27 protein-coding genes and 1 tRNA gene are annotated in these 25,467 nt (G+C 65.2%); 19 read left to right on the top strand and 9 right to left on the bottom strand.

Annotated elements, in window-relative coordinates; all coding sequences use genetic code 11:
* Window positions 1-373: 373 nt before the first annotated feature.
* The gene (locus Msi02_RS15100) at window positions 374-1,075 is read right to left on the bottom strand and encodes a hypothetical protein (protein ID WP_204048935.1); all 702 of its coding nucleotides are present in this window, start codon (window positions 1,073-1,075) and stop codon (window positions 374-376) included.
* 394 nt (window positions 1,076-1,469) lie between these two features.
* Between Msi02_RS15100 and Msi02_RS44520 the strand changes: the two genes are divergently transcribed.
* A complete protein-coding gene (locus tag Msi02_RS44520) occupies window positions 1,470-3,278 on the top strand; it encodes an IS481 family transposase (protein ID WP_373308271.1) in 1,809 nt (602 codons plus the stop codon).
* A gap of 106 nt (window positions 3,279-3,384) precedes the next feature.
* On the opposite strand, the gene Msi02_RS15090 is transcribed toward Msi02_RS44520, so the two are convergent.
* The 3 genes from Msi02_RS15090 to Msi02_RS15085 form a co-directional block, all read right to left on the bottom strand.
* Window positions 3,385-4,893 (bottom strand): ABC-three component system protein, encoded by a 1,509-nt coding sequence (locus Msi02_RS15090; RefSeq protein ID WP_239108425.1) that lies wholly within the window; start codon window positions 4,891-4,893, stop codon window positions 3,385-3,387.
* Window positions 4,894-5,110: 217 nt separating this feature from the next.
* Entirely contained in the window at window positions 5,111-5,365 is a 255-nt protein-coding gene (locus Msi02_RS44275; protein ID WP_308441807.1) for an ABC-three component system middle component 6, read from the bottom strand.
* Window positions 5,362-6,303 (bottom strand): ABC-three component system protein, encoded by a 942-nt coding sequence (locus Msi02_RS15085; RefSeq protein WP_204048932.1) that lies wholly within the window; start codon window positions 6,301-6,303, stop codon window positions 5,362-5,364. Before Msi02_RS15085 ends, Msi02_RS44275 begins: the two co-directional genes overlap by 4 nt.
* Before the next feature lie 249 nt (window positions 6,304-6,552).
* Here Msi02_RS15085 and Msi02_RS15080 point away from each other — a divergent pair, with 249 nt between their 5' ends.
* The 6 genes from Msi02_RS15080 (at window position 6,553) to Msi02_RS15055 (ending at window position 11,733) form a co-directional block, all read left to right on the top strand.
* A complete protein-coding gene (locus Msi02_RS15080; protein WP_204048931.1) occupies window positions 6,553-7,365 on the top strand; it encodes a helix-turn-helix domain-containing protein in 813 nt (270 codons plus the stop codon).
* A 96-nt stretch (window positions 7,366-7,461) separates the two neighbouring features.
* Window positions 7,462-7,881 (top strand): ATP-binding protein, encoded by a 420-nt coding sequence (locus tag Msi02_RS15075; RefSeq protein WP_204048930.1) that lies wholly within the window; start codon window positions 7,462-7,464, stop codon window positions 7,879-7,881.
* A 44-nt stretch (window positions 7,882-7,925) separates the two neighbouring features.
* On the top strand, window positions 7,926-8,153 hold the full coding sequence (locus Msi02_RS15070) for a hypothetical protein (RefSeq protein ID WP_204048929.1): 228 nt from the start codon (window positions 7,926-7,928) through the stop codon (window positions 8,151-8,153).
* Between the two features lie 146 nt (window positions 8,154-8,299).
* Window positions 8,300-9,142, top strand: coding sequence for a sigma factor-like helix-turn-helix DNA-binding protein (locus tag Msi02_RS15065; protein ID WP_239108424.1), 843 nt, complete (start codon window positions 8,300-8,302; stop codon window positions 9,140-9,142).
* Window positions 9,142-9,981: a protein phosphatase 2C domain-containing protein gene (locus Msi02_RS15060; protein ID WP_204048928.1), complete on the top strand. Its 840-nt coding sequence runs from the start codon at window positions 9,142-9,144 to the stop codon at window positions 9,979-9,981. Before Msi02_RS15065 ends, Msi02_RS15060 begins: the two co-directional genes overlap by 1 nt.
* 285 nt (window positions 9,982-10,266) lie before the next feature.
* On the top strand, window positions 10,267-11,733 hold the full coding sequence (locus tag Msi02_RS15055) for a DUF2079 domain-containing protein (RefSeq protein WP_308441806.1): 1,467 nt from the start codon (window positions 10,267-10,269) through the stop codon (window positions 11,731-11,733).
* Between the two features lie 720 nt (window positions 11,734-12,453).
* On the opposite strand, the gene Msi02_RS15050 is transcribed toward Msi02_RS15055, so the two are convergent.
* Window positions 12,454-13,689: an acyltransferase family protein gene (locus Msi02_RS15050; protein WP_204048926.1), complete on the bottom strand. Its 1,236-nt coding sequence runs from the start codon at window positions 13,687-13,689 to the stop codon at window positions 12,454-12,456.
* Window positions 13,690-13,999: 310 nt separating this feature from the next.
* Entirely contained in the window at window positions 14,000-14,443 is a 444-nt protein-coding gene (locus Msi02_RS15045; protein WP_204048925.1) for a hypothetical protein, read from the bottom strand.
* Window positions 14,444-14,903: 460 nt separating this feature from the next.
* Here Msi02_RS15045 and Msi02_RS15040 point away from each other — a divergent pair, with 460 nt between their 5' ends.
* From Msi02_RS15040 to Msi02_RS15015, 6 genes are all read left to right on the top strand, one after another.
* Window positions 14,904-15,446: a winged helix-turn-helix domain-containing protein gene (locus Msi02_RS15040; RefSeq protein WP_204048924.1), complete on the top strand. Its 543-nt coding sequence runs from the start codon at window positions 14,904-14,906 to the stop codon at window positions 15,444-15,446.
* Window positions 15,389-15,979, top strand: a complete 591-nt coding sequence (locus Msi02_RS15035; RefSeq protein WP_239108422.1) for a transposase — start codon at window positions 15,389-15,391, stop codon at window positions 15,977-15,979. The genes Msi02_RS15040 and Msi02_RS15035 overlap by 58 nt, the downstream gene beginning before the upstream one ends.
* A gap of 334 nt (window positions 15,980-16,313) precedes the next feature.
* Window positions 16,314-16,727: a plasmid replication, integration and excision activator gene (locus tag Msi02_RS15030; RefSeq protein ID WP_204048923.1), complete on the top strand. Its 414-nt coding sequence runs from the start codon at window positions 16,314-16,316 to the stop codon at window positions 16,725-16,727.
* Entirely contained in the window at window positions 16,724-16,996 is a 273-nt protein-coding gene (locus Msi02_RS15025) for a hypothetical protein (protein ID WP_204048922.1), read from the top strand. Before Msi02_RS15030 ends, Msi02_RS15025 begins: the two co-directional genes overlap by 4 nt.
* Window positions 16,996-17,298: a hypothetical protein gene (locus Msi02_RS15020; protein ID WP_204048921.1), complete on the top strand. Its 303-nt coding sequence runs from the start codon at window positions 16,996-16,998 to the stop codon at window positions 17,296-17,298. The genes Msi02_RS15025 and Msi02_RS15020 overlap by 1 nt, the downstream gene beginning before the upstream one ends.
* A gap of 87 nt (window positions 17,299-17,385) precedes the next feature.
* Window positions 17,386-18,810, top strand: coding sequence for an FtsK/SpoIIIE domain-containing protein (locus Msi02_RS15015; RefSeq protein ID WP_204048920.1), 1,425 nt, complete (start codon window positions 17,386-17,388; stop codon window positions 18,808-18,810).
* Between the two features lie 8 nt (window positions 18,811-18,818).
* Here Msi02_RS15015 and Msi02_RS15010 read toward each other — a convergent pair whose 3' ends face one another.
* On the bottom strand, window positions 18,819-19,316 hold the full coding sequence (locus Msi02_RS15010; protein WP_204048919.1) for an Imm21 family immunity protein: 498 nt from the start codon (window positions 19,314-19,316) through the stop codon (window positions 18,819-18,821).
* Between the two features lie 86 nt (window positions 19,317-19,402).
* Here Msi02_RS15010 and Msi02_RS15005 point away from each other — a divergent pair, with 86 nt between their 5' ends.
* From Msi02_RS15005 to Msi02_RS14990, 4 genes are all read left to right on the top strand, one after another.
* Window positions 19,403-19,558: a hypothetical protein gene (locus Msi02_RS15005; RefSeq protein ID WP_204048918.1), complete on the top strand. Its 156-nt coding sequence runs from the start codon at window positions 19,403-19,405 to the stop codon at window positions 19,556-19,558.
* A gap of 80 nt (window positions 19,559-19,638) precedes the next feature.
* Window positions 19,639-21,213, top strand: a complete 1,575-nt coding sequence (locus Msi02_RS15000) for a replication initiator (protein WP_204048958.1) — start codon at window positions 19,639-19,641, stop codon at window positions 21,211-21,213.
* A complete protein-coding gene (locus Msi02_RS14995; protein WP_239108427.1) occupies window positions 21,213-21,389 on the top strand; it encodes a helix-turn-helix domain-containing protein in 177 nt (58 codons plus the stop codon). The genes Msi02_RS15000 and Msi02_RS14995 overlap by 1 nt, the downstream gene beginning before the upstream one ends.
* Window positions 21,389-22,738, top strand: a complete 1,350-nt coding sequence (locus Msi02_RS14990; protein ID WP_204048916.1) for a tyrosine-type recombinase/integrase — start codon at window positions 21,389-21,391, stop codon at window positions 22,736-22,738. Before Msi02_RS14995 ends, Msi02_RS14990 begins: the two co-directional genes overlap by 1 nt.
* Window positions 22,739-22,850: 112 nt before the next feature.
* Here Msi02_RS14990 and Msi02_RS14985 read toward each other — a convergent pair.
* Window positions 22,851-22,940: transfer RNA gene (locus tag Msi02_RS14985), tRNA-Ser, on the bottom strand.
* A gap of 192 nt (window positions 22,941-23,132) precedes the next feature.
* Window positions 23,133-23,696 (bottom strand): YceI family protein, encoded by a 564-nt coding sequence (locus Msi02_RS14980; protein WP_204048915.1) that lies wholly within the window; start codon window positions 23,694-23,696, stop codon window positions 23,133-23,135.
* Between the two features lie 98 nt (window positions 23,697-23,794).
* Here Msi02_RS14980 and Msi02_RS14975 point away from each other — a divergent pair, with 98 nt between their 5' ends.
* Both Msi02_RS14975 and Msi02_RS14970 read left to right on the top strand, forming a co-directional pair.
* Entirely contained in the window at window positions 23,795-24,292 is a 498-nt protein-coding gene (locus tag Msi02_RS14975; protein WP_079320103.1) for a MarR family winged helix-turn-helix transcriptional regulator, read from the top strand.
* A gap of 137 nt (window positions 24,293-24,429) precedes the next feature.
* A complete protein-coding gene (locus Msi02_RS14970) occupies window positions 24,430-25,467 on the top strand; it encodes a thermonuclease family protein (protein ID WP_204048914.1) in 1,038 nt (345 codons plus the stop codon).

Below are 25,467 nucleotides of genomic sequence, written 5' to 3'. Positions count from 1 at the left end.
CTCGAACGGCCTGGGACGGCGGGGAACTGCAACTAAAACTGCAACTAGAGCGGGCTCGTGACCTGCGCGGACGCGCACACCTCGCCTTCCGCGCATCCCGTATGCCGTCGACCCACCGCGAAGCGGCAGCGGGCCGGCGACGGAGGGGCAAGCCCGTCTTCGCGTGTACTCTAGCCGGTCGCCGTTCCACGGCCATTGGACGCCAAGAGTCACAGACGGGCTTGAGCCGTAGGAGCCGGTCTGCTGGGCTGTGCCTGGGTCGATGGCAGAAGGGATGCGCGGGCACCTACCTCAGCCACTAACGGCCCGCGCTCTCCAGCTCGGCGCCATCCCGGAGCCGGAGGCCCCCGCCGGAGGCGCTTTGGGTTGAGGTTCAGTGTCGGCTCCAGATGCGGTGGGTCTCGAGTGCGTCGGAGAGGTCCTGGGCCACTTCCGGCGAGCTGGCGGCGAAGAATGCGCGCTCCAGGATCGTCGCGGGTGCCGTTCCCCTGATCCAGTTGTCCAGGAGCACATACCACTCGGCGCTGTGGGCGACGCTGACGGTGAAGTCGTGCATGAGCCAGGCCATGTGCCGGGCCGCCGCCTCGGTGGTGTTCGACTCCAACTCTGCCAGGTAGGGAGCCAGGTCCAACTTCAGGTAATCGGCGATTATCTCGATCAGATCCATGCCGTCGACGTCACGCGGATAACTGCTGAGGGTGTGTCGCCACCACGCGCCGACGGTGGCGATGACGGCTTCCTGCTCGATCTTGGGCCAGCTTTGCCATCTGACGGCGACGCGCAGCATCATGGAGCGGGCGTGAAGGCCATCGAGCTCTTCGAGGATGAGCAGCTCCAGTAACCGGGGCAGATAGTGCTTGAACTCCTCGACGTCTCCCCATGTGTACAGGGCTTTCCAGGCGTAAGGCTCCAGGGCGGATGCGGTGAGCATGCGGAGGGGTGCTGTGCGAGTCGCGCGAACCTGTTCATCGGACACGCAGTGGTCACACACCTCGGTCTTAACCGGCAGCGGATACCGGGAGAAGGCCGCGTAGAGAGCCTCCAACGCGCGGTAGAGATCAGACGGCGTGTCCATGCTCGGATGCTATGGCGCGGCTGCTGGGACGCTGGGAGCTGGTTCCGCTCGTTGAATGGAGCGGTAGGCATCACCATGCGCGATGGGAGACCCGAGGCGGGTCAGCAAGTACGCGATGGATATGGACGGCCCGAGCTGCCGGCGGCCGGGACCGGCCCCCAGGCCGCACGCCCGGCCGCCGCGCGGGCGTAGGGCCGCGAGGCGGCGCGCAGCGCCGCCCTTGATCACTATAAGCATGATTCGGCAACGAGTAGCCCAGTTGCCATGTCCTGTCCCGCGACATGCTTGACACATCAGTCCCAGGACATGTTTGACAGGTGCCGTTTTCGGTCGATCTTTCGTGCGTCGTTTGCGGGTGGCGCGCGTCGGGAGGCCGGGATTGGCCCTGGTCGATTTGTCGGTTGTCGAGCAGCGTTATCGGGCGGTTTTGGCGGTCCTCGCCGGGGCGAGTGTGAGCGAGATCGCCGCCCAGGTTGGGGTGTCGCGGCAGACGATGCATTCCTGGCTGCGCCGCTATCGGGAATCGGGTTTGTCGGGGTTGGTCGACCGTTCCCGTCGTCCGAAGTCGTCGCCGTCGCAGTTATCGGCGGAGGTGGAGGCGGTGGTGTGTGAGCTGCGGCGCGAGCATCCGCGGTGGGGTCCGGTCCGGCTGGTGCACGAGGCAAAGCGCCTGGGGGTGGATCCGGTGCCGTCGCGGATGGCGGTGTATCGGGCGCTGGTGCGCCATGGCCTCGTGAGTCCTCGGCAGCGGCGCAAACGTCGGGAGGGCTATCTGCGGTGGGAGCGGCCTGCGCCGATGCAGTTGTGGCAGATGGACATCGTCGGCGGGGTGTTCCTGGCCGACGGGAGTGAGGCGAAGGTCGTCACCGGGGTCGATGACCATTCCCGCTACTGCGTGATCGCCTCTGTGGTGGCTCGTCCGACCGGACGGGCGGTGTGCCTGGCCTTCGCTCAGGCGCTGCAGAGGTTCGGGGTGCCGGAGGAGGTGCTGACGGATAACGGTAAGCAGTTCACCGACCGGTTCGGCAAGGGCGGGGAGGTGTTGTTCGACCGGATCTGCCGGGACAACGGCATCGCTCATCGGCTGACTCAGCCGCGTTCGCCGACCACGACGGGGAAGGTCGAGCGGTTCCATCAGACGCTGCGCCGCGAGCTGCTCGATGACGGGGTGCCGTTTGAGGACCTGGCGGCGGCGCAGGCCGCGGTGGATGCCTGGGTGGTTGAGTACAACACCCGGCGTCCGCATCAGGCGATCGGCATGGCCTGCCCGGCCGAGCGATTCACGCCCACGACCGACAGCGGGGAGCAGTTGCTGCCGCTGCGGCTGCCCGGCGCGCTCAAGGCGATCGACGGGCAGGTCATCGCCCATCCACCGTCCTCAACGCCCGACCTCGACGCGCAGACCCCTGCCGGGGAACAACCGCAGCGGCACCCGGTCAACGCTGAGCAGCCGGCGCGGGCGTGGTCGGGCGGGCCGGTGGAGTTCGACCGCGTCGTCCCGGCCAGCGGCAACATGTTCGTGGCGGGACGCCAGTTCTGGCTCGGCCCCGACCGGGCCGGGATGATGGTGACGTTCTGGGCCGACACCGACGTCATCCACCTGCTGGTCGCCGGGGTGCGCATCAAGAGCTTCCGCTCCCACCTGTCGAACGCCGACCTGTCCAAACTCGCCGCCAGCGGGGGACGCGCGGCCGGGCCGGCGCCGCTGCCGCCCACCGAGCCGGGAACGGCGGTGGAGGTGGATCGGACCATCAGCCGCTCGGGCACGGTCAGCCTGGCCGGACGCGTCGTGCTCGCGGCCGAGATCCTCAACGGCCGCCGCGTTACCGTCCGGATCGAGGAACACACCTTGATGTTCTTCGACCCCGACACCCGCGAGCTGCTGCGCACCCGGCCCAACCCGATCAGCTGGGATCGGGTGCGGCACCTGCGCGACGCCCGCCCTGCCGGGCCGCCACCGAGGCCCTCGGCCGAGCCGGTCACGGTGCAGCGGGTGGCCAGCAACAGCGGGGTCATCATGGTCGTCGGGCAGAAGGTCGCCCTCGGCCGCATTCACGCTCGCGCGATCGTCACGGTGCACGTCAGCGACACAACTCTGACGATCGAACTGCCCGACGACACCCGCGTGGTCCGCCGCACCACCACTCAACCCGTCCGCAGCGTCAAAGCGGCCCGGCCCCGCAAGGCCGGTCATGTTTCCTAGAGCACCCGTCAAGCAAGTGGTGGGACAGAACTGTCAATCATGTCGTGGGACTAGACAGTAGCCCAGTTGCCACGAACCCGCTCCAAAGAGAACACAGAGAACTCGGCTAAAATCTGAAGCCAAACAAGCCGCCATCGGAATAGGCATCCGTGAGGCGAGTCCTCAATAGCTTTCCGTCAGGGTCATAGCCGCGATTGATCGCTTTATCTAGATCGTCACTATTAATCGTCGCTATATATTGCATATCCTCTGTAACAGCGACGTAGTTCGCCAACTCAAGGGCCGCTCGCAACTGCCGATCGTCGACCCCGTCGAATAGATGACTATCATGGACGATGAAATCAGGTCCTCGCCCATGCCGATGAGCGACTACCGCTACGGTGAGATCGAAGCAGAAAATCGCCATATTGCCGATACCGCGACTATCGTCACTATCAATGCGGGGAGAGATCTTCAAGCTACTGCGTCCCGCATTGATCGCCAGATACCCGCCTCGCTCTTCACCGTAAAGCTCCTTCGCAAATTGATCAAACAGTAATGTAGCCTCACTAATGATCGCTTGACGTTCTTCTAGGTCCGCAGTCATGCGGTCTTCTAACTCAAGGCGCATTGCAGCTATCTGCCGCGCGCTCGATTCTAATGTTTGGGCTGCAGCCAACCTGTTCTGTAAGGCATCCAACGAAGCCTGTTCCTCGGCATAGACTCGCTGAAGAGTTGTCAGCGCTTCTAACGCCCCTCCCTCGTTCAATTGGCGGAGCACTTGCGCTTGCTCCGAGCCCAACCTCTCCCTCTCGTTTTTACGGGCAGCTAGACGTTCACGAATTGCAGCTGCTTCTTCACTGAGATAGCGTCGACGATTTCGGATGATCGATTCATGGAACAACCGCACGTCTTCGTAGCGCTGCCGCACTTGGCCAGGAAGAATAACTCCTAATTCTTGATACACTGGCTCCAGATAACGGACATCGACATCCTTCTCTTCTCTAATGGCGGCCTCGATATCCTCCAAATTCCGCTTATCGGCAACATCCTGATTTGATAGACTCCGAATCCGCCTCGCAATCTCATCTGCACGGTTCTTAAGATTCTCGTATTCCGGTACGACACGAAAGGCCTTTATCTGTTCCTCAAGCCTTGCTACGCGGGCCTCCGCTAGTGTGATTTGGCCTCGGAGATCAGCGGAGTTACCGACGATGCGCCCCCAAACGGGGTCATTTATGGCTTTCTTTAACTGCTGTCGCGCTGCTTCTCTAGCGGCGATTTCTCTATACTGCGAAGCGAGTTTCCAATCGAGGCCTAATAGATAGGCTAGATTAGTCGTCGCCTCTACTTCCGCCTGCCGCGAATGGACACGTATAGGCTCATTAAAAGCATTATTGGCTACACGTCGCATGTAGAAAGATAGAAGCACGCGCCCACTCACGTGGGGATGATCGCCTCGCAGGCCGAATAGATTGGCTTCGAGCAGCCTATTCCATGTCTGAAGCGGTACCTGTGCTGGCCCTAAGCTGAGCTGGCCTGCTTCCTGGGTAGAGACGTCAGGATTCAAAGAGACGACGTTGGGGTTCGAACCTCTTCGGCGGACTTCTAGCCATGGAGCGTCACGCCAGTCCATGAAGAGTTGAAAGGTTATGTCTTTGAGGGCTTTGCGAGTCGCCATATGCCGATCGGCTCTAGCGCCGAGTAGGAAGTGCAGCAGCTCAATTGCACTGGACTTGCCGGCCCCATTTCGGCTGTCTGTGTTAGCAGAGCTAGGCGTAGTATCAGCGACTAGCAAGTTCATCCCAGGCTGAAACTCCAGCGTCTTAAAGCGGGGGTCACTTGCCCCTAGACTACGAAGCATCGACCCTCCTCCTGAAGATAAGGCCATCTCGGAGTTCCAGCATGCCTAACGCATATAGCATGTCCAGTGCAAGGGTGAACCACGCAAAGGAGATAGGCGCTTTATAGCCCAACTCGTGCCGGTAGGCCTTCACTTTGAACCAGGCCTGACTTACGGTTGTGGGCTCACCTAGTTGCTGTAAGACTTGAGCTCCCACGCTCAATAACGCTCGGTCGGGGGCTATATCCTTAGTCGGAGCTATCATGTCGCATCGCCAGATGTGGTAGAGGGGCGCCAATCTGCCGGCGGCTGCTCAAAAATGTCGCAGCGCTCAAAGAAGTATGCAAGAATAACCTGGGCTGCGCGGTGTGTTCGCGGATCATGGCGCATGTTTCCTAGTACATACATTTCAAGCTGCCAGAGAATATCTTCCGCAGCAGTCCACGCTTCACGCACCTGCTGATAATAGATTCTAAATCCTTCGGCGACCTCTTTTCTCTGAATTTCCATAATACGGAGGTCGTAGTACTCATCGATGAGGTGAGTACTCTTCATTGCCTTGACCAAGCTCTCGCGACTGTCTCCATCGAGTTCGTTGTAATCTAACTTTTCTTCACTTACTTGCGGAATTCGATGGAGAGGATCTGGAGATACCGTCGCTGTCTTGAGATGATCTAATAGAGGTTCCAAGTCCTCCATGCCGATGCCGTAAATACTATCAGTGATAGGTATGGGGCACCCTAGCAGGTCTTCTACCTCGGCGAGGTCTAGTTTCATGATCTTCTGCCATAGACGCCTCCGGCCCATGATCTCAATATTGAGAGGCTTATGCGCGCGCTGCGCCTCCGCCAACATGGCTGCGATTTCAGGATGCGTGCCACGCATATCGTTATGAACAAAGACGAAGGTGTCGAACTGTCCAGAGCGCTTATTGATTGCCTTCTGCAGGTCGGACTTAAACTTGAGCTCGATAGCGGATGCATCAAACGTTGATGGGGCATAGCAGGCATATAGCTGGCGATCGTGTAGAGTTAAGCCATCTGCACCTAGGTCTCCCAGGTTGCCATGTGTGCGCACATCTACGAAATCTGGGTAGAGAGCGCACATTAGGTCCTGAAAGAAATTCTCGAACGCGTTCTCGCTGAGCTCTGCAAGCTTCTCCAAGAACTTGAGTCTCGCGAACATGCGCTGCTCGAATCGCATCTGTCTCCTAAGCGGCAGACACACCCATACCCAATATAACGTTCATATAGATATCTACAAGTACCTATCGCTTCCCTTCCTCCTATCGTTACCCCTGTGATGTGACGTGTGAGCATGACGCATGGTTGTCCTGCGGTGCGCTTTGAGTCCACCTTGGGGCGTCGCATAGTTCCTCAAGCTGTCCGGAACTGTACGGACTATGCGTGGTAGAACGTGCAGGTGAGGGATCGCCAGGATCGGTTGCGAGAGTTGGGCGAGCTGCTGCGGCGGCTACGCAAGGATGCGGGGCTAACGGGTAAGGAACTGGCTCGAAGGGCAGGGGTGGCGCAGCCGACGATCTCACGGATAGAGACAGGACGGCTCTTGCCGACGGTGGAAACGGTGGAGCGACTGTCCGCGGCTCTCCAGCTTGATAATGACTCGCGGCGGGAGTTGGACACGCTGCTCGTGCGGCTGCGTGACGAGGTGTCGCGGCTGAAAGGTGGGCTTGCCGGTCGGGAGGCGGCGAACGCTGCGCGTGTGCGCTCGTCGAAGTGGCTGGCGGTCTTCTCCTCGTCGATGATTCCGGCGCTGTTGCAGACAGCGGAGTATGCGCGGCTGGCGCTGGCGATCGGCCGCGATGTCTATGAGGACGATGCGGCCAAGGCCGCGGCCGTACGGGTTGATGCTCAAGCGGTCCTGTTCGAGGAGGGCCGGCGGTTCGCATTCGTGCTGACTGAGGGCGCGGTGCGTACCTGGCCGGGGTCGCCGTCGTTGATGCTGGCGCAGCTCGATCGGTTGGCCCAGGTGTCGACGTTGCCGCATGTCAGGCTCGGCGTCGTGCCGTGGAAGACAGAGACCCCCGCCTTCCCGCTGCACGGGTTCACCATCTTCGACGGGTCTATGAGTGTGGTGGAGAGCCTGACCGGAGATCTCACGCTGATCGAAGCGGCCGAGATAGGCGCTCATGAAGAGGCGTTCGAGGCATTCGCAGGGGCGGCGGTGTACGGGGACGACCTGCGGGCGCTACTGGGTGAGATCGCAGCGGACTTCCGAGAGCTGGCAAAGCAGCTCGATGACTGACGCATTTATACGTCGTATACCTTGAGATACTTCTAGCGTTGGTCATACGCTCCAGTCGAAGGGATGTCTAGCCCCCTATACGACGGAGCGTGTCCCATGCCCGCATGGCGCCTGTCCCGGCACTTCCTCGGCCGTCCCGCCTCGGTCACCGAAGCCCGCCGCTTCATCACCACAACCCTCGGAGCCTGGCCGGTCGTCGAGTCGGCCGAACTCATCGTGAGCGAACTGGCGACCAATGCCGTCCGGCACACCGCCTCGGCCCGGTTCGGCGGCAAGTTCATCGTCAGCATCCAGGCCGAACCTGATCAGGTCTGGCTCGGCGTCGCCGACGAAGGCGGCCCCGGCCTTCCCCGGCTCGTCCGGCCCAGTGACGACGAGGGCGGGCGCGGCCTGCTGCTGGTCGCCTCCCTGGCTGACAACTGGGGCGTGTACGGCAACCAGGCTGGCCGTACCGTCTGGGCGCTGCTCAAGGTCGACCCCATCGCCGCCGCCGCACAGGCAACGGCCCGGCCATGACCTGCGTGAGCCCGCACATCCCTGATCGCCGGCAACCCGGGGCCATGAAGCTGCAATGGTTCGAACCCTCGGACGGAGCGCGGGTGCGCGCGCTCGCCTGGACCTGCGACTGCCTGGCCATGGTCTATGAGCTGTGCCAGGCAGGCGGACAGGGGTTCATCCGGCGCACCCTCCAGAACGAGGACGCACCCGAGATCCGCGAGACCCACCGCTGGCCCATCGCCCAGGCGCGTGACATCTGGGCAGCCCTGCTGACGGGAATGGCTCGGTGAGCCCGCGCGGTGTCCCCAACCGGCGCTCGGCGATCCGGGCTGTGGACCCAAGGACCGGCAAACCCGCCAAAACCGTACTGTCAAGAGGGATAGACGGCATTTCGTCTAGGGGCCTAGACTCGGGTGAGCACCACCGAGGAGGAACCGTGCCACCGAGCGACCTGGACAAAATCGCCGCAATCGACGATCCCTACCTGCTGCTCCGGGTCGCCACCGAACGGCTCAACGCCGCCCAGCAAGAAGTCACCGAACTGGCCCGGCTCCGCCGCCGCGTCATCCAAGAGCTTCACGCCCAGGGCATGTCGTATGCGCAGATCGCCGAGAAGGCCGGCCTGTCCCGCGGGCGTATCCACCAGATCCGCCACACCGGCCCGGCCCCCGAGGGCGCCTTCCTCGGCGTTGGGTCGGTAACCGTGGTGACTCCGCTGCGGCACGACGCCGCGACCGGCCGCTCCATGGTCGCCCTGGACGACATGCGCGCCGGCAAGCGCCTGGAAGACCTCGCCCGGACCTTCGGCCTGACCGTCGCCACCGACAACGTCACCGTGGACGGGCAGATCGACCTCAACCGGCCCGGCCTGCTCGTCATCTGCGGCCCCCGCATGTCGAATGCCATACGCACCGCGTACGACGCCGACCCGGTCATCCGCTGGGACCGGGACGACAAGGGCTGGAAGCTCGTCGACACGCGCACCGGCCGCGAGTACCGGTCCGGCTCCCAGCTCGACCCGCAGCAGCCGGCCGACTCGGCCTTCCTCGGCCGGTTGCCCCGCCCGGACGGTAACGGGTCGTTCCTGGCCATCGCCGGGATCCACCCCAACGGCTCCCTCGGCGTCATCCACCTGCTCGCCAATGAGATCGCCACGTTGTGGGGGCAGGTCGGCGACCGCCGCTTCTCGTGCGTGGTCGGCGTCGAGTACGACCCGCAAAGCGGGGAACCAGTGCGGGCGGAACTGGCCAGCCCGCTCTACCGGCACGAGGACACCTGATGCGCGTCGCCTTCGCCAGCGAACCCGCCTACCCCGACCGGCCCAACGAAGACTTCATCGGCGCCACCGCCGACGCCGTCGTCCTGCTCGACGGCGCCAGCATCCCCCCAGGTGTCACCTCATCCTGTTCGCACAGCGTGCGGTGGTACTCCCACACCCTCGGCTCCACCCTGCTCGCCGAGATGACCCAAAGCGCCGGCCCCCTGCCCGAACTCCTCGCCCAGGGCATCAAGCATGTCACCTCACTGCACGACTTCACCTGCGACCTGGCCCACGGCGGCTCCCCCTCCGCCACCGTCATCATGCTCCGCCACACCGCCGACCACCTCGACTGGCTCGTCCTCGGCGACTCAACCCTCATCCTCGACACCCGCACGTCCGAGCCGATCGTGATCTGCGACGACCGGCTAGAACAGGTCGCCGCACCCCACCGGGTACGGCTCGACAGCCTGCGCGGCGGCACACACGAGCACGCCGAAGCCCGCCGCGAGTACGTCGAAACCCTCGGCACCTACCGCAACCGCGACGGCGGCTTCTGGGTCGCATCCACCGACCCCCTCGCCGCCGACCAAGCCCTCACCGGCACCATCCCCACCAACCAGGTACACGCCGCGGCCCTGCTCACCGACGGAGCCGCCGACGCCGTCAACCGCTACCACCTCACCACCTGGCAGCAACTCCTCAACGTTCTGGCACAGGACGGACCGGCCGAGCTGATGCGCCGAGTACGCACGGCCGAGCGAGTTGACCCGCATGGCGAGCGCTGGCCACGCAGCAAGACCCACGACGATGCAACAGCAGCTCACATAGAACTCGCCTCGCGACAAGCGGGCTCGTGATCAGCAGCGGTGCGCCGCAATCACTGCTGAACGCAGCTCACGCACCGCCGTTTCAGCCGCGTGCACGGCAGCCATGACCCGTTGAGGCACTACAGCCTTCGCCATGCAACAGCGCTAGCTCGATTGCTCCACTTGCACTCTCGGTCAGACGAGTGCGCCCTCTCTCTATCGGAGAGATCAAGCCGCCGCTCAGTCCCGCCGGCGTAGCTTAGGACGCCTAGCTTTTAGCTGGAAGAGCGACTGGCGACGCGATCTGCGATACAAGTCGCTTGTGGACCTTCTACCATGATCGAAATGCGGCGTATATGGCCCTTAGCATGTCTGATTCCTGCGGCGGCAGCCTACGCGATCTTAGGGTTGGTTAAGTATGCGCGCTTTCGTACTGGCATCTATGACTTGGTGATCTTCGACCAGGCGGTCCGTGGCTACTCCCGCTTCGGGGCTCCTGGCTCGTTTGTCAAAGATCAGTGGAACCAGATCGGCACGGCGGTAACGATCCTGGGTGACCACTTTTCTCCGATCTTGGCCGTTCTGGCGCCCCTGTACTGGATCTACGACGGCCCGCAGACCCTCATCGTCGCCCAGGCGGTCCTCTTTGCTGTCGCGGCCATCCCGCTGTGGCGGCTGAGCCGACGCCGATTAGGAACGCCTGCGGCTTACCTGGTCGCCGCCGCCTACCTGCTGTCGTGGCCGATAGCCGAGGCTGCGGCCTTCCACTTTCACGAGTACGCCTTCGTACCCCTGCTGACGGCTGTGCTCTTCGAACGGCTCGATGCCGGTCGGCGCGGTGCTGTGATCGTCTCGGCGGCCGCGCTCCTCCTGGTCAAGGAGGATCTGGGCTTCTTCGTCGCGGGTCTCGGCCTGGCCCTGCTGTTCCGCCCGTCGTGGCGTCTCATCGGGGCGGCCATGGTCGTGCTCGGCCCCGTGGCGGTGTGGGTGACGAGTCAGATCATCATCCCGGCGTTCGGCGGCTCGTCAGGCCGCTACTGGTACTACAGTGGCCTCGGATCACATCCGGGGGAGGTCGTCACCCGGTTCTTCACCCGTCCGCTGGATGTCCTATCCGTGCTCACCTCACCGGGCGTCAAGGTGCAGACGATGTTGCTGCTGCTGGCGCTTGTGCTGTTCGTGCCGCTGCTGTCGCCGTACGCGCTGCCGCCCACGATGCTCATCCTGGAACGGATGCTGGCCACCGATCAACCAGGTTGGTGGGGCACCAGCTACCACTACAACTCCGCGGTCGTCATGGCGTTGTTCTGCGCGTCCATCGACGCGATCGACCGTTTCCAACAGCGTCGCGGCACGGCAGAGGTGTCTCGCTGGCGTCTGGGCCTTACCTGGGCCACAGCCTGTGCTGTGCTCAGCCTCGGGCTGGTGGCGGCCTTCCCTCTGCGCGATGTCTTCGATCCGGCCTGGTATCGAAGTGGCGCACGCGAGGACGCGGCTGCCGCGGCGGTCGCGGTTGTTCCTGACGGGGTCTTGGTCGAGGCCGCCAATCAGGTCGGACCGAACCTCTCGGCCAGGACCAAGGTGGTCATGTGGCGGCCTATGCCACGCCGAGCTCCATGGATCGTGGCCGATGTGGCCTCGCGCCAACCGATCTTTAAGTCGGTTGAGGAACAGCGGGCCGACGTCGCCGAACTGCAGGCTCGCGGCTACAGGCTGGTGATGGAACGCGAAGGGTACGTCGTCCTTCACCTGCAAGGAGGTGAGGCGGCAGGGGCTGGGACCAGGCGCAGATTCGGTTGTTGATTTGGTGTGAAAGGGCTGCACTGGGTCATGGGGCATCCTCTCCGGCGACTGGGACGTCAGCCGGGGGAACGTTGGCGACGATCAACTCTTCCAGCTTGCCGGCTGACTCGAACGATCAGTGCCCACGGTCGTGGCGGTGAAGTTCTCCTCGAACATCGCCTCGGTCGCGCCCAGCACGCGTTCGATCCGGGTCGTCTTCGGCGGCTCGATCCTGTCTTCGCGGCAGCGCGCCGCGCAGCCGATCCCGCGACATCTTCACTGGGTAGATCTTGGTGGCCAGCAGTCGGCGAGCTTGTCCTCATCGCTCACCGTCGGCTCACGGAAATGCCGGGCCCGACCAGTCGAGGGCAGCTGTACGGCGAGGGCCTGCCCGGTCGAGCCGTCGAGGTGTGCCTGTGCCTGCCGCGTGGTGATCTCTCCAAGGCGCGGCGCCGAAGGGATGCGCGCCCGGGAGACGCGGGGCGGTGTGGGTGTCCCCCTTTTCCCCTCCCGGGGGGGCGAAAAGGAGAAAGGAGCGGAGCAGCGAGGAACGGGTCAAGGGGCGGGCGCAGCCTCGATCGCATAGCCACGCCGCAGGCGCCCTTGATCCGTGACGAGTGCCGGCTATGTTCGACGGCCAGCCGGGAGGGGAGAAAGAGAGCTCTTAACATCGACACTTGTGAACATGTCCCGAGACACATCGTCCCAAAGCGATCAGGTGCCAACAGAACCGGGGCAACATCACGGCAGCCTTGCGGTGCATCCATGGCTCTGCTGCGGTGTCCGGTCCGATGATATGAGGCGCTTACCCAGTCGTTGTGCAGGGGCTTCGACGAAACGCCACGTCAGCGCGCTAAGCCCGAGCAGCAGCATCACTACGCACACTAGAGCTGCTACGCGCAGGATTAGGGGTACGTCCAATGGCTCCGGCCAGAACCACTCGACGCTCTCCAACAGTAGAGGGTGGAGGAGGTAAACCGAGTAGCTGACCAGCCCCAGCCATGCGAGTACGCGCGGCATCCTTCGGTGCCGTAACGCCAGCCCTGCGATAAAGGTGAGCCAAGCGGCGGCTGTGGCCATCTGTGTGCCGAAATCATCACGTGCCAGCCAGATCCCCGCCAGCGGGACCCAGGCCACCCATCCCGCTTGTTTCCAGGAGAGCTGGCGCTGCTCTGCCCGATACAGTGCTGTACCGGCGAACATGGTGGCCAGGATCAGCAACCCTTGCCATGGCCCGGGATAGCTCTGGTTGACTGCCAGGAGTATCAGCACGGTGAGCCCGATGACGATCGCGCCTGCTTGCCGCAGTGTGCCCGAGCCCATGATGGCAGCGGCCAAGCCCGCTGTGATCAGCGCGGTCACCACCAGGGTGACCGTCAGCATCCGGCCAGGCCCGCCAGCAGATAATAGGGTGACGGGCAGGGCACCCGAGCCTAATAGGGCCGCTGCGGTGAAGCCGAGTGCACTGATGGTGCTTCTTCGGTTGATACCGAGCGTGAACATTGCCGTCAGCAGCAGGTAGAAGGCCATCTCGTAGGACAGCGTCCAGAGGACGTTGATCAAGTTGGGCATGTACAGCAGGTTCTGGAGCATCGTGAGGTGGCCCAGGGCGAGGGAGGCAGGCCGGGACTTCCACCAGATGTGAAGGTCGTCCCACCCGAGCACCGCCAGGAGAGTCATGGCCGCCGCCGCCACTCCGAACAGCGGGTACAGGCGGAAGAAGCGGGAAATCCAGAAGGCCCGTAAGCTGGCCCGCTGTTCTAAGGATGCTGGCACGATGTACCCGCTGACCAAGAAGAACACCATCACCCCATACCAGCCGGGGTCGAAGGCCGTTTTCACCGGGAGCCGCGCTTCGGGTAACAACGGCTGGAGGGTGTGCTCAAAGACCACTGTCAGGGCAGCGATACCGCGTAGTGCGTCGAGCCATGTCAGACGTTTCCTGGTTGGCTTCAGTACTTGCTGTGATCTAGCCATCCGGCTCATGCTAGCGATCAATGGCAGCACCTATAAATCTGCGGGAGGGAACGCCTACAGTCGGTGCGAGAAACTCCAACTCCTGCTAGCGCCCTGTGTGGTAAAGTACGCGGCCATCTGTGATGAGATGATGGTCTCGCGTTGACAGTGACCCGTGTCTGCCGTCTAGCTGCTCGTGCTGGCACCCTTCAAGACACCACTCCAGATGCCAGGCTGGGAAAAAACTACCTGTTACGGGAAAATTATTAGGAATTGGCGAGGAGCCAGGCTGTCACCTGCCTGGCTCATCATACTAGGAACGCTTCCTAGCTCAGGCGTACTTGCCACTCACCGCAATTGCGCCCAGCCCCGTGGGGCAATCGGCATGAGCGTACTCGTAGCCGACGACAGTGCGCTTGACGCTGCCGTCGCCACACGCGACGGTGACTTGCACATCCCGACCACTGCCCTCGCAGTTCAGGTGACCCCGGCCGCGACCCGCATACCAGTCGATCCATGCGGCGCAACCGGGCGGGACCGCCTGGGCGGAGTAGGCCTGGTTGGGGGAGACCGGGTCGGAGGTGAGGACTTGCGCGGAGGCAGGGGAAGCCGCAACTGCCCAGGCCGCGACAACGGCACCGGCTGCACCGACAGCGAGGCGTGTGAAAACGGACAAGCTGAATCCTTTCGATGGTGAGGGATTAACCCCCGAGTTGGGATCACGCTTTGACTTGGTGATGAAGATGCATCCAAGGTCGGGCGCGATCAACGGCACGCTCCATACCTTGCCTCACCGAATGCCTGCCGCACAGATCTTGACTTGTACCGGTATAGCCAGTTAGGAGAAAAGGTAGTTATGTTGATACGATTTGTAATCCTCGCAGTTCGCTGGCGAAAATAATGTTGCGTGAACTAGATGTTTCAAGCCATTACTGTGAGAATCGTCACAGCGATTCCTGCCGAGGATCTCCCCCTTCAGGTGCAGGGCGCACTCGAATGGACGGCCTCAATTAGGTGATTTGGTCGCGCGACGGTGATGCGGCGACCAGGCCGGACAGACAGTAGGGATGCGATTTCCTGCGCGCAGCCTCGCCCGGGCGATCGGGTGCAAGATCGGCCGGTAGACCGATCGGGGGAGCGATAGACAACGAGCTAGAGACCTTCAATGGTGAGGGTTATATGGCCTGACCTCGGCGTGAGCTGGCGGCCGGTCGTAGCGGTGCTACCTGGGGTGCATGAGGTATCCCGAGGGCGGTGGCTTGACCGCCGAGCAGCGATTACGCCGCGAGCAGGTGAGGATGCAAGCAGCGGACCGGTTTGCCGACGGCGCGAGTGATGCCCAGGTCGCGCGGGAGTTTCGGGTGTCGCGGATGTCGGCCAACCGGTGGCGGCGGGCGCTGGAGAACGGCGGCCGCGAGGCCCTGGCCTCCAAAGGAGCCGGCGGGGCGGCCTGCAAGCTCGACGACGCCCAGCTCACCCGGCTGGAGCAGACCCTTCAGGAAGGACCGATCGCCTATGGCTGGGACGACCAGTGCTGGACCCTGGCCCGGATCACCGAGGTGATCGGGCGCCTGTTCCACGTGAGCTACACCGTGGGCGGGGTCTGCTACCTGCTGCACCGCCTCGGCTGGAGCTGGCAGGCCCCCAGTCGCCGCGCCGCCGAACGCGATGAACGTGCCATCGCCGCCTGGAGGGACGAGCAGTGGCCGATCATAAAAGGGTGGCGGCGCAGCAGGGTGCGTGGCTGTGCTTCGAAGACGAGGCCGGGCAGACCCTGAGGTCTCCCAAAGGTCGCACCTGGGGCCGCAAGGGGCACACCCCGATCGTGTCGCTGCCGGTCAAGGGCACCGGACGCGTGTCGGTCGCCGGCCTGATCGCCGCCCGACCCGGCACCCCACAGGCGCGGCCGCGGCTGATCTACCGGCTGCGGACCCATCGCGGGCGCAAGGGCGAACGCCGAGGGCTCTCTGAGGCCGACTACGCCGCCTTGTTCGACGCCGCCCATCAGCAGCTCGGCGGGCCGCTGGTGGTGGTGTGGGACAACTTGAACACCCACACCTCGGCTGAGATGAGACGGCTGATCGCCGCCCGCCCGTGGCTGACGGTGTTCTACCTGCCTGCCTACGCCCCCGAGCTCAACCCGGTCGAGGGCGTGTGGGCGCACATGAAGAAGAGCCTGGCCAACCTCGCCATGCGCACCGTCGACCAACTGATCGCCCTGGTGAAGAACCGGCTCAAACGGATGCAGTACCGCCCTGCCCTCGTCACCGGCTTCCTCGCCAAGACCGGCCTGGACTTCCGACCCCCGTAACCCCAGCCATTAAGCGTCTCTAGCTAGCCAGAGAGCAGGTGCACTCTCCGGGTTGGTTGGTCACGTAGGCCCGGGCCCTCTCGGCCTAGCGGCCGCTCACATGCCACGCGCGGCACACCTGAGACATTCCAAGCTTCTTGCGCCTGCTTTCAATCATCTGGCTTGACACCCAGCAGGCGACGTAAGGGGTGGGTCACCTTCTTTATCAGACTTTGAGTAGCCCCCTAGACAGTTGCTGTGAGCTCTGCTACCGTCTTCCGCATAGCCCCCTAGACAGTTCCCGTTGCGGACCGACCATCACTGTCTAGGGGGGTCGACAAGGAGGTGGTGAACGATGGCACTGCAAGGACCCATCCCGATCAGCTTCGAGCTGCTGTTCCCGCACGGCTGCTACGTCGTGGGGGAGGTGACGGCGGCGAAGGACTTCGACGCCAAGCGGGACACCCAGGCCAAGGACAAGGTGACCGGGCTTCCGGTCTGGCAGGTCCCGGTGATGGACGCCGACCCCTCGCTCAAGGCCGCGCAGAAGACGGTGACCGTGAAGATCCTCGCCGAGGTTCAGCCGGTCGTCCCGCCGTCGCTGCCGGGTGTGCCGCTGGCCCCGGCCGAGTTCGAGGGGCTGGAGGTCAAGCCGTACGTGCACCAGGCGACGGGGCGGCTGGCTTACTCGATCTCGGCTCGGGTGATGCGGGCTCCTCGCTCGGCTTCGGCCGGCAAGTCCAATACGGCTGGGAAGGACGCGGCGTGATGGGGCGGCGGACGGTGCGGCCCTCGGCCGTGATCAGCCTCAACACCGGGGGCGGGGCCTCGGCCAAGACCATGCCCTACCCGGCCCGGACGCCGGTGCTGGCGCTGGACTTCGGCTCGGCCTCGGTGCTGCTGACCACCTCGAATAGCGACCAGGTCAGCCCGGCCGATGTCGAGTTCGCCCGGCAGCTCGCCCGCGAGGCGGCCTCGTTCGCCCGGTCGGTCGAGCGGCGGTTTCACGGTCTGGCCAACGGTCGCGGGGTGGCGTGATGGCACACGGCCCCTACACCCACGTGTCGATGTCGATCAACCCCGGCCAGCGGCCCCGCATCGGCATCTCGTTCTACGCCTCGCTCACCCGGGCGCGTGCCCGGGTGTTGGAGTCCGGGCGGCCGTACCTGGTCCTGGAGTCCGACGAAGCGGACGTGACGGTCTCGACCACCGGAGCCGGACCGGTCACCCCGGAGGATCTGGAGGTCGCGCGGCAGATCTTCAACGCCGCCGCCCGGTACCTGGCCGACAGCGAGCGTCTGCACGCCGAACACGCCCAGGCCCGCGACTCGGCGGCCTGACACGAAGCGGGGCCGCTGGAAGCGGCAACTTCCGGCGGCCCCTCGATCTCTCCCTGACTGCGAATCAAGAGAAGAGGAGTTCAGCTTATGCTCAAGCGCCTTCCCGGTGGCGAGGTCCGCAACCTCGTGTCCACTACTCCAGACACGGCGGTCGTGTTCAAACCGGCCGTCGTCCAGACCCCGGCGATCCTCACCGTCCTGGTCTTCCTCGGCCGCCTGGTCGCCGGTCTCGTCCGTACACTCCTCGTCCACCCCATCGCCGTGGCGGTGCTCGCCCTGCCCGGGGTGATCTGGGTCCGGTACGGCTGGCCCGCCGCGGTGGCCGCTCTCACCGTCCCCGGCTCGTTGCTGTTCGGGTGGGTGCTGGCCGACCGGGCATCGTTCGCCCGCTGGATCGGCTGGCGGCTGCTGGCCTTCTGGCGCCGGTTCTGGATCTACCGGCGGCACTGGCAACCCGTGATGATCGTGTCCGGGCTCGGCCGTCACCTCCAGGGCCGCGACTACCTGCCCCGCCTGCTCCGGGTCGAGTGCGACGGCTGGGCCGACCGCGTCACCGTGCGCATGCTGTCCGGGCAAGCCGTCAAGGACTGGGCCGACCGCACCGACCACCTCGCCCATGGCTTCGGCTCCCCCTCCTGCCGCGTCGCCGTCGCTAAGGCCGGGCGGCTCGTGCTCACCTTCCCCCGACGCGACCCCCTCGCCGAACCCCTGCCCGCCGTACCCGTTCCAGAGGTGGCAACGGTTGGGCCGGTGGAGGTCGGCCGGTGCGAGGACGGCACGCCCTACCGACTCAAGGTCCACGGCACACACGTCCTGATCGCGGGCGCGACCGGGGCCGGTAAGGGCTCGTGGCTGTGGTCGACAATCCGCGGCCTGCTCCCCGCCATGCGGGCGGGACTGGTGCAGGTCTGGGCACTCGACCCCAAGCGGATGGAGCTGTCCTTCGGGCGGACGCTGTTCGGTGCGAGGTATGCGGCCGATCCGAAGGAGTGTGCCGACCTGCTCGACGAGGCGGTTTCGGTAATGCAGGAGCGGGCCGACCGGTTCGCCGGTCTCCAGCGCTCGCACACGCCGACCGTCGATGACCCGTTCGTCCTGGTGCTCGTGGACGAAGTGGCGTTCCTGACCGCCTACCAGTCGGACAAGGGCCTCCGGCAGCGCATCACGGCGGCCCTGGCCACGCTCACCACGCAGGGCCGGGCGGTCGGCGTCGGCGTGATGGCCGCGCTTCAGGACCCCCGCAAGGAGGTCATGAACATCCGCAACCTGTTCCCGGACAAGATCGCGCTCCGGCTCGATGAGTCCGAACAGGTGGACATGGTCCTCGGCGACGGCGCACGCGACCGGGGCGCACTCGCCGACCACATCTCACCCATCCCCGAGCTCGGCGCGGGCGTCGGCTACGTCCGTCTCGAAACCTCACCCGATCCCATCCGGGTCCGGGCGGCCTACGTCTCCGACGCCGACATTCGGCAGATGGTCGCCGAGTACGGCAGCGAGGGAGACCGCTGATGCTTCCTTCACTCGCCCTCGTTGACGAACCGGTGCAGACGGAAGCACGTGTGTTCGTCAGGCTGCACATCGGCCGACTCGACCCGATACCGGCCCGGAGTGATGTCGATGCTGAGCGCCTCTGCTCCGAAGCCGTCTTGCCTGGGTTGATCGAGAGTTACATCGGCTCCCGGCAGAGCTGCATCCAGGAGAACCAGTGGGCCGGAGATCTCAAAGATCGGCCCCGTTTCCCATCGAGCATCCGTCACCGTCCCCAGCGCCCGAATGACATCGACTCCAGGATCGGCGTACATCCACTGCACGAACGTGTCCATTTCAGGCAGGAAAGCAGTTGCGGCCGGCTCGTCTCCGAAGATGAGCGCCTGGGCGTCTCGGCCGAACGGAATCACGTCGACAAAGTCGACGGCGCAGGCGCGTTCGTAATCCCCCTCGTAGCCGGTCCACTCGCCCACCGAACTCGTCTCTATGAGGGCCAAAGGCCCTCCGACCGATTCCGCCCAAATCATCCTTGTGAGTCTCCCCGGCCGTCGCTTGTGAGTGCGCAGATGAGATCACGTGCCAGCGAGGACGACAAGTACGGCGGATGGTCGGCATGACTGGCCTGGCGCACTTCCTCGACGGGCTGCGCTGCTCCATCTGCGGCGCGCTCAACGTCCTGTGGCTCGACCCCCTCCGCGGCCTGATCGAGTGCCACGAATGCGGCCAGACCGCCCTCACCATCCCCGAGACCGCAGAGGAGGACAGTTGATCGACGCCCAGCAGGCCGGGGGAGACCAGCCGACCTCCCCCGCTCGGCTCAACGACCGCTCCACTCCCCGCGCCGTCCGCATGGCTCAACCGCTGGCGCGTGAGGTCGTGGAAGAGATCGCCAAGCAGTACGGGGTGTGCATCCGGCCGGTTCCGCTTCGGCGGCAGGACATCGTCACGGGACAGGTTGAGGTCATCGACGTCCCTTGCGGGGCCACCTTGGAGAGCAAGTGCCCGCCGTGCGCCAAGCGCAACCGGCAACTCCGTAGGGCGCAGTGCCGGGAGGGCTGGCACCTGGAGGCCGAGCCGGTCAACCTCCCGGACAACGCCGATGAGTATCAGCGTCACCTCGTGGAGCTGCGGGCCGACGCCCAAGCCTGGCGGGACGAGGTCGAGAAGGCCGGCGGCGACACCACCGACCTCGACGCCGCAATCGAGGACCTGGACGAGGAGATCAACGCCGCCGGGATGCGCGGCAACGTCCTCGGCCGAACCTCCGGCAAGCGCTCGCGCTCGACGAAGCGGCGGCAGGACGCCCCGGACCTGCCCAAGCGGCAGATGACCAAGACCACGCTCGGGCGGACCTTCACCGGCTCGGACGGCAAGACCTACCGGCCCTCCATGTTCGTCACGCTCACCCTCCCCTCCTACGGGCGGGTGCTGGAGGGTGCGCCGTTGGACCCTGGCCGGTACGACTACGCGCGGGCGGCCCGCGATGCGCTGCACTTCTCCAAGCTCGTGGACCGCTTCGTGCAGAACCTCCGCCGGGTCGCCGGATATGACGTGCAGTACTTCGCCATCGTCGAGCCTCAGAAGCGGCTCGCGCCGCATCTGCACATGGCGATCCGCGGCACCCTGCCCCGTGCGGAACTGCGGCAGATCATCGCCGCCACCTACCACCAAGTGTGGTGGCCCTCGACGGACACGATCCGTTTCGAGGGTGACCACCTGCCGGTATGGGAGGACGGGGCCGGCTACCTCGACCCCACCACCGGGGAAGTCCTACCCACCTGGGAACAGGCCCTCGACAAGCTCGACGCCGACGAGGACGCCGAACCCCTGCATGTGCTCCGCTTCGGCGACCAGCTCGACATTCAGAGCGTGCTCGCCGGAACCCCGGACGCCGACCAGCTCATCCAGTACCTCTCGAAGTATCTGACCAAGAGCCTCGGCGATGCCCTCGGCACGGATGATCCTCGTCGGAAGGCTCATGCGGAACGGTTGCTGGAGGCGCTGCGGTTCGAGCCGTGCTCGCCGACCTGCCCGAACTGGCTTCGCTACGGCGTCCAGCCCAAGGGCGCCAAGCCGGGCATGGCCCCTGGGCGATGCAGGGGCAAGGCGCACAAGCCGGATCACCTCGGCTACGCGGGCCGTCGCGTCCTGGTGTCCCGCAAGTGGTCCAACAAGACCCTGACCGAGCACAAGCAGGACCGCCGCACCTGGGTCCTGGAAGCCCTCGGCGTCCAAGACGAGCCGGTCGACCCTCACCGCTACATCTGGCGACCGGTCAAGCCCGGTGACCCTGACCTCGCCCCCATCGGCGTCCGGCTCCTGCGGTCGGTCCACGAACGCCAGCGCTGGCGTAACCACTTGGACCGGCTCCAGGCCGAGGCAGACGGACAAGTTCTTTCGGCACCTGAAGGGAGGGCAGCGTGATGGACAGACTCTTCTACCGACCCAAGGATGCGGCGGTCGTCCTCGGCATGAGCCGTACGGCGGTCTTCCGGCTGATCAAGACCGGTGAGCTTCGCTCGGTCAAGTACGACGGATACCGCCTCGTTCCGGCTGACGCCCTTCAGGAGTTCGCCCGCCGTCTGAACGAGGCGGCGTGATGGCCGACCGCAAACCGAACGGGCGATCGTCCATCTACCTGGGCCAGGACGGCTACTGGCACGGCTGGGTGACCGTGGGTTTCAAGCCGGATGGCTCCCCTGACCGCCGTCACCGGATGGGGAAGACGGAGGCGGAGGTCACGCGCAAGGTCCGCGAGCTGGAGGGCAAGCGCGAGACCGGGCACGTCGCCAAGCCGGGCAAGGTCCCGACCGTCGCGGAATGGATGACCGAATACCTCGACGTGATCTGTGACCGTCTCGTGGCGTCGGGCAAGATGGCGCCCCGGACCCTCGACGACTACCGGTCCAAGACCCGCCACTGGATCATCCCGCTCCTCGGCCGACACCGCCTCGACCGGCTCGCTCCCGAGCACCTGGATAAGGCGTACGCCACGATGCTGGAACAAGGCCGTTCGTCCAGCACAGTCCTCAAGGTCCACCGGATCCTGTCGCGCGCCCTGAAGATCGCCGTACGCCGGAACAAGGTCACCAGGAACGTCGCCACGCTCGTGGACGCTCCGGTTGCCGCCGATCCCGACCTTGAGCCGCTGACGCGGAACGAGGCGCGCAAGATCCTCGAGGCGGCCAAGTCGCGCCGGAACGCGGCCCGCTGGTCGGTGGCCCTTGCCCTCGGCATTCGCCAAGGCGAAGCGCTCGGTCTGCGGTGGTCCTTCGTCGACCTTGAAACCGGCGTGATCAAAGCCTGGTACCAGGCACAGCGGGCACCGTGGAAGCACGGCTGCGACGACCCGCAGGAGTGCGGCAAGGAGTGGCACCGCTGGCCGTGCAAGCCGCGGTGCAAGGTCCACAAGCACGACCCCGGCTGTCCACAGGACTGCACAAAGCGCGGCCACGTCTGCCCGACCCGCACATGCGCGAAGGACTGCACCGGCCACGCCGACCGGTGCCCGAAGCGTACGGGCGGCGGCATCGTCTTTCGGCAACGCAAGGGCCGCAGTCGGCTCACTCTCCAGTGCCCGCCCGAGCTGCTTCCGATCCTCCGTGAGCACAAGCAGCGCCAGGACGCCGAACGCGCCGAGGCCGGTGAACTCTGGGAGGATCACGACCTTCTCTTCCCGACCCGCCGGGGCCGGCCGATGGAGCGCAGCGAGGACTACAAGATGTGGAAGGCGCTCCTCCGCCAGGCCGGGGTCAGGGAAGCCCGTCTCCACGACGCGCGACACACGGCCGGGACGCTCCTCGTCGAGCAGGGCGTCCACATCCGGGTCGTGCAAGAGATCCTCGGTCATGCGAGGGTGACGACCACCGAGCGTTACACCCATATCGCCAGTCCGCAGGTGAAGGACGCGAGCGAGCGCATGGGGGCGGCCCTGTGGGGCGAGGACTGAAAGCGCCCCCAACCCGAAGGCTGAAGGCAACTGCAACTAGAACTGCAACTAGAGGCCCTGTGGAGATCAAAAAGCCCCTCTCGCTGAAGCCAGCGAGAGGGGCTTTGAACTGCGGAGGCTCGGGGATTTGAACCCCGGATGGGCTTAAGACCCAAACCGCATTAGCAGTGCGGCGCCATAGACCTGACTAGGCGAAGCCTCCTGGTAGCGCGTTGCTCAGCACAGCGTACCGGCGATCGCCCAAGGCGGCAAAGCGGATTGCCGGGTGAGGTTCGCCCACTGTGCTGGAGATCCACGCCGCGTGGCGTTTGGATCGATGCACAGCCCTTGTCCACAGGATGTGGACAAGGGCTGTGCACACAGTGTGGATAACCCGCCTCAGCGTCGGCACAGGCTACGCCTGGCGGACGGCCTCGCCCTCGATCTCGATCTTGACCTTCTTGCCGACGAGGACGCCGCCGGTCTCCAGGGCCTGGTTCCAGGTCAGACCGTACTCCTCGCGGTCGATCTCGGTCTCCGCGCCGAACCCGAAGATCTCCTGACCCCACGGGTTGTTGGCGGCGCCGTTGAACTCGACCTTGAGCTCGACCTCCTTGGTCACGTCGCGAATCGTGAGGTCGCCGACGAGCGTGAACTCGTTGCCCGACAGGTCGCTCACCCGCTTGCTGCGGAAGGTGATCTCGGGGAACTTGTCGGCGCTCAGGAAGTCATCGCTCCGCAGGTGGTTGTCGCGGTCGGCCGCACCGGTCTCGATCGTGCCCGCCTTGATGACGACGTCCACGCTGGACTCGAGCGGGTTCTCGGCGATGACGATCTTGCCCTCGTAGTCGGCGAAGTGGCCGCGGACCTTGCTGACCATCATGTGCTTGACAACGAAGCCGACGCGCGTGTGGGCCTTGTCCAGCGCGAACTCGCCGGCCGTCGGGACCTTCAGGCCCTGCCACTCACGGATGCTCATGACTGCTCCCCAGATTGTTGCTGTGCGGATGTCTCACTCAGCAAATGTCTACCGGAGAAATATTCCTCGCGTCAACTATCGTGCCGTAGACTTGGGTCATGGACCCATTCGACGACCCCCGGCTCACGGCGATGGGCCTGTTCGCGGAGGTCTTCACCGGGCTGTCGAGCAAGACCAGCCCGACGCTGGCCGCCGCCGGACTTTCCGAGGTCGACTTCGAGACCCTGATCCGCCTTGCCCGTTCGCCCGCTCGACGGCTGCGGATGAGCGACCTCGCCGCGCAGACATCGCTGTCCACGAGCGGGATCACCCGCGTGGTCGATCGCCTGGAACGCGACGGGCTCGTCGAGCGGCATGCCTGCGCCAGCGACCGCCGCGCCTCCTACGCCGTGCTGAGCGAGGCGGGGGCGGAACGGTTGCGGGCGGTGCTTCCCCAGCACATCGAGGACATCGAGACCTGGTTCACCGGACTGCTGACCGAAAACCAGCTCGCCGACTTCCTTAAGGCGCTGCGAGTGATCCGCGACGTCGTACGGCCCTGCGCGACCGCCGGCGTACGGGAGGCGAGCAGGACGGCGCGGACCAGGACGGGCTGAGTCCCGGCGGAACGTGATTCGAGGGAACCGACCGGACGGACTGGCGTAAACGATCGATTTCTGGTGGACTCCGTAATCCAGGAAACGGCTCCACGACAGCCGACGCAGTCCCCCGTACCCGAGCCCATGGAGCGCCCGTGCGTTTCCCCTCACGCGCACTCGCCGTCCTCGCCACCGCGGCCCTCGCGGTTCCCGTCGCCGCTTCCACCTCCGCGTTCGCCGCGGCCACGGCGAGTCCGAGCCCGAGCCCGAGCCCGAGTGCGAGTCCGACGCCCTCGCCGACCCAGACGCAGACACCCGCCGCGACGAACCCGAGCCCGCAGCCGACGGTCACCGTCACGAAGACGATCACCCCCAAGGCCGCCCCCAAGACGACGAAGACCACGACGGCCAAGGCGCCGCGGCCGAAGACCGTGCCGAAGGACGCCGTCCAGGTGACCGTGAAGAAGGTCGTGGACGGCGACACCGCCGATGTCGTCACCGTGAGCGGCAGGACCGTACGGATCGGCCTGCTGGAGGCGGACGCCCCCGCCAAGGGCGCCTGCTGGTCCCAGGAGGCGGCCGCCCGGCTGAAGGCCCTGCTACCGGCCGGCAAGCCGGCGTGGGTCCGGGCCGCCGAGCAGGTGCCCGAGCAGGGGCGCATCCTGATCTACCTGTGGTCGCCCAAGGGCGTCTACGTCAACGGCGACATGGTCAGGAACGGCCTGGCCCAGACCGTGAACTCCTTCCCCGAGCACAGCTACACGGACTGGCAGTACTGGGAGCAGGTGCGCGCGCAGACCGACAAGCTGGGACTGTGGTCGGGCTGCTGGGCGGCCGACACGTACGACAAGCGTGAGAGCGTCCAGCCCCCGCCGGGGGCAGGCGGCGCGACCCCGGCGCCGATCGAGCCGGTGGACGCCTCTCCGGCCCCGCCCGGCACGACGTACTCCCTCGAGCCCATTCCGCAGGGGGCCACTCCCGGCTCGGTCGCCACGGTGCGGCCCTCCCCGAGCCCCACTCCCAGCCCCAACCCGAGCGCCAGCCCCAGTGCTTCGAACGGGTCGCTCGACCCCAAGTACGACACCTGTGAGGACGCGAACGCCAACGGATACGGCCCGTACTACCGCGGCATCGACCCCGAGTACGTGTGGTACGAGGACCGCGACAATGACGGCGTGGTCTGCGAGAGGTGA

Origin of the sequence: Microbispora siamensis (assembly GCF_016863095.1) — a bacterium.
GTDB lineage: Bacteria > Actinomycetota > Actinomycetes > Streptosporangiales > Streptosporangiaceae > Microbispora > Microbispora siamensis.
The sequence above is the reverse complement of the archived record's forward strand: the minus strand, read 5'-3'. Positions and strand labels throughout refer to the sequence as shown.

Coding starts and splice junctions, on each gene's coding strand:
- Msi02_RS15100 (WP_204048935.1), bottom strand. CDS start 1,075: ATGGACACGCCGTCTGATCTCTACCGCGCGTTGGAGGCTCTCTACGCG.
- Msi02_RS15090 (WP_239108425.1), bottom strand. CDS start 4,893: ATGGACTGGCGTGACGCTCCATGGCTAGAAGTCCGCCGAAGAGGTTCG.
- Msi02_RS44275 (WP_308441807.1), bottom strand. CDS start 5,365: ATGATAGCTCCGACTAAGGATATAGCCCCCGACCGAGCGTTATTGAGC.
- Msi02_RS15085 (WP_204048932.1), bottom strand. CDS start 6,303: ATGCGATTCGAGCAGCGCATGTTCGCGAGACTCAAGTTCTTGGAGAAG.
- Msi02_RS15075 (WP_204048930.1), top strand. CDS start 7,462: ATGCCCGCATGGCGCCTGTCCCGGCACTTCCTCGGCCGTCCCGCCTCG.
- Msi02_RS15070 (WP_204048929.1), top strand. CDS start 7,926: ATGAAGCTGCAATGGTTCGAACCCTCGGACGGAGCGCGGGTGCGCGCG.
- Msi02_RS15060 (WP_204048928.1), top strand. CDS start 9,142: ATGCGCGTCGCCTTCGCCAGCGAACCCGCCTACCCCGACCGGCCCAAC.
- Msi02_RS15055 (WP_308441806.1), top strand. CDS start 10,267: ATGATCGAAATGCGGCGTATATGGCCCTTAGCATGTCTGATTCCTGCG.
- Msi02_RS15050 (WP_204048926.1), bottom strand. CDS start 13,689: ATGGCTAGATCACAGCAAGTACTGAAGCCAACCAGGAAACGTCTGACA.
- Msi02_RS15040 (WP_204048924.1), top strand. CDS start 14,904: ATGAGGTATCCCGAGGGCGGTGGCTTGACCGCCGAGCAGCGATTACGC.
- Msi02_RS15030 (WP_204048923.1), top strand. CDS start 16,314: ATGGCACTGCAAGGACCCATCCCGATCAGCTTCGAGCTGCTGTTCCCG.
- Msi02_RS15020 (WP_204048921.1), top strand. CDS start 16,996: ATGGCACACGGCCCCTACACCCACGTGTCGATGTCGATCAACCCCGGC.
- Msi02_RS15015 (WP_204048920.1), top strand. CDS start 17,386: ATGCTCAAGCGCCTTCCCGGTGGCGAGGTCCGCAACCTCGTGTCCACT.
- Msi02_RS15010 (WP_204048919.1), bottom strand. CDS start 19,316: ATGATTTGGGCGGAATCGGTCGGAGGGCCTTTGGCCCTCATAGAGACG.
- Msi02_RS15005 (WP_204048918.1), top strand. CDS start 19,403: ATGACTGGCCTGGCGCACTTCCTCGACGGGCTGCGCTGCTCCATCTGC.
- Msi02_RS15000 (WP_204048958.1), top strand. CDS start 19,639: ATGGCTCAACCGCTGGCGCGTGAGGTCGTGGAAGAGATCGCCAAGCAG.
- Msi02_RS14995 (WP_239108427.1), top strand. CDS start 21,213: ATGGACAGACTCTTCTACCGACCCAAGGATGCGGCGGTCGTCCTCGGC.
- Msi02_RS14990 (WP_204048916.1), top strand. CDS start 21,389: ATGGCCGACCGCAAACCGAACGGGCGATCGTCCATCTACCTGGGCCAG.
- Msi02_RS14980 (WP_204048915.1), bottom strand. CDS start 23,696: ATGAGCATCCGTGAGTGGCAGGGCCTGAAGGTCCCGACGGCCGGCGAG.
- Msi02_RS14975 (WP_079320103.1), top strand. CDS start 23,795: ATGGACCCATTCGACGACCCCCGGCTCACGGCGATGGGCCTGTTCGCG.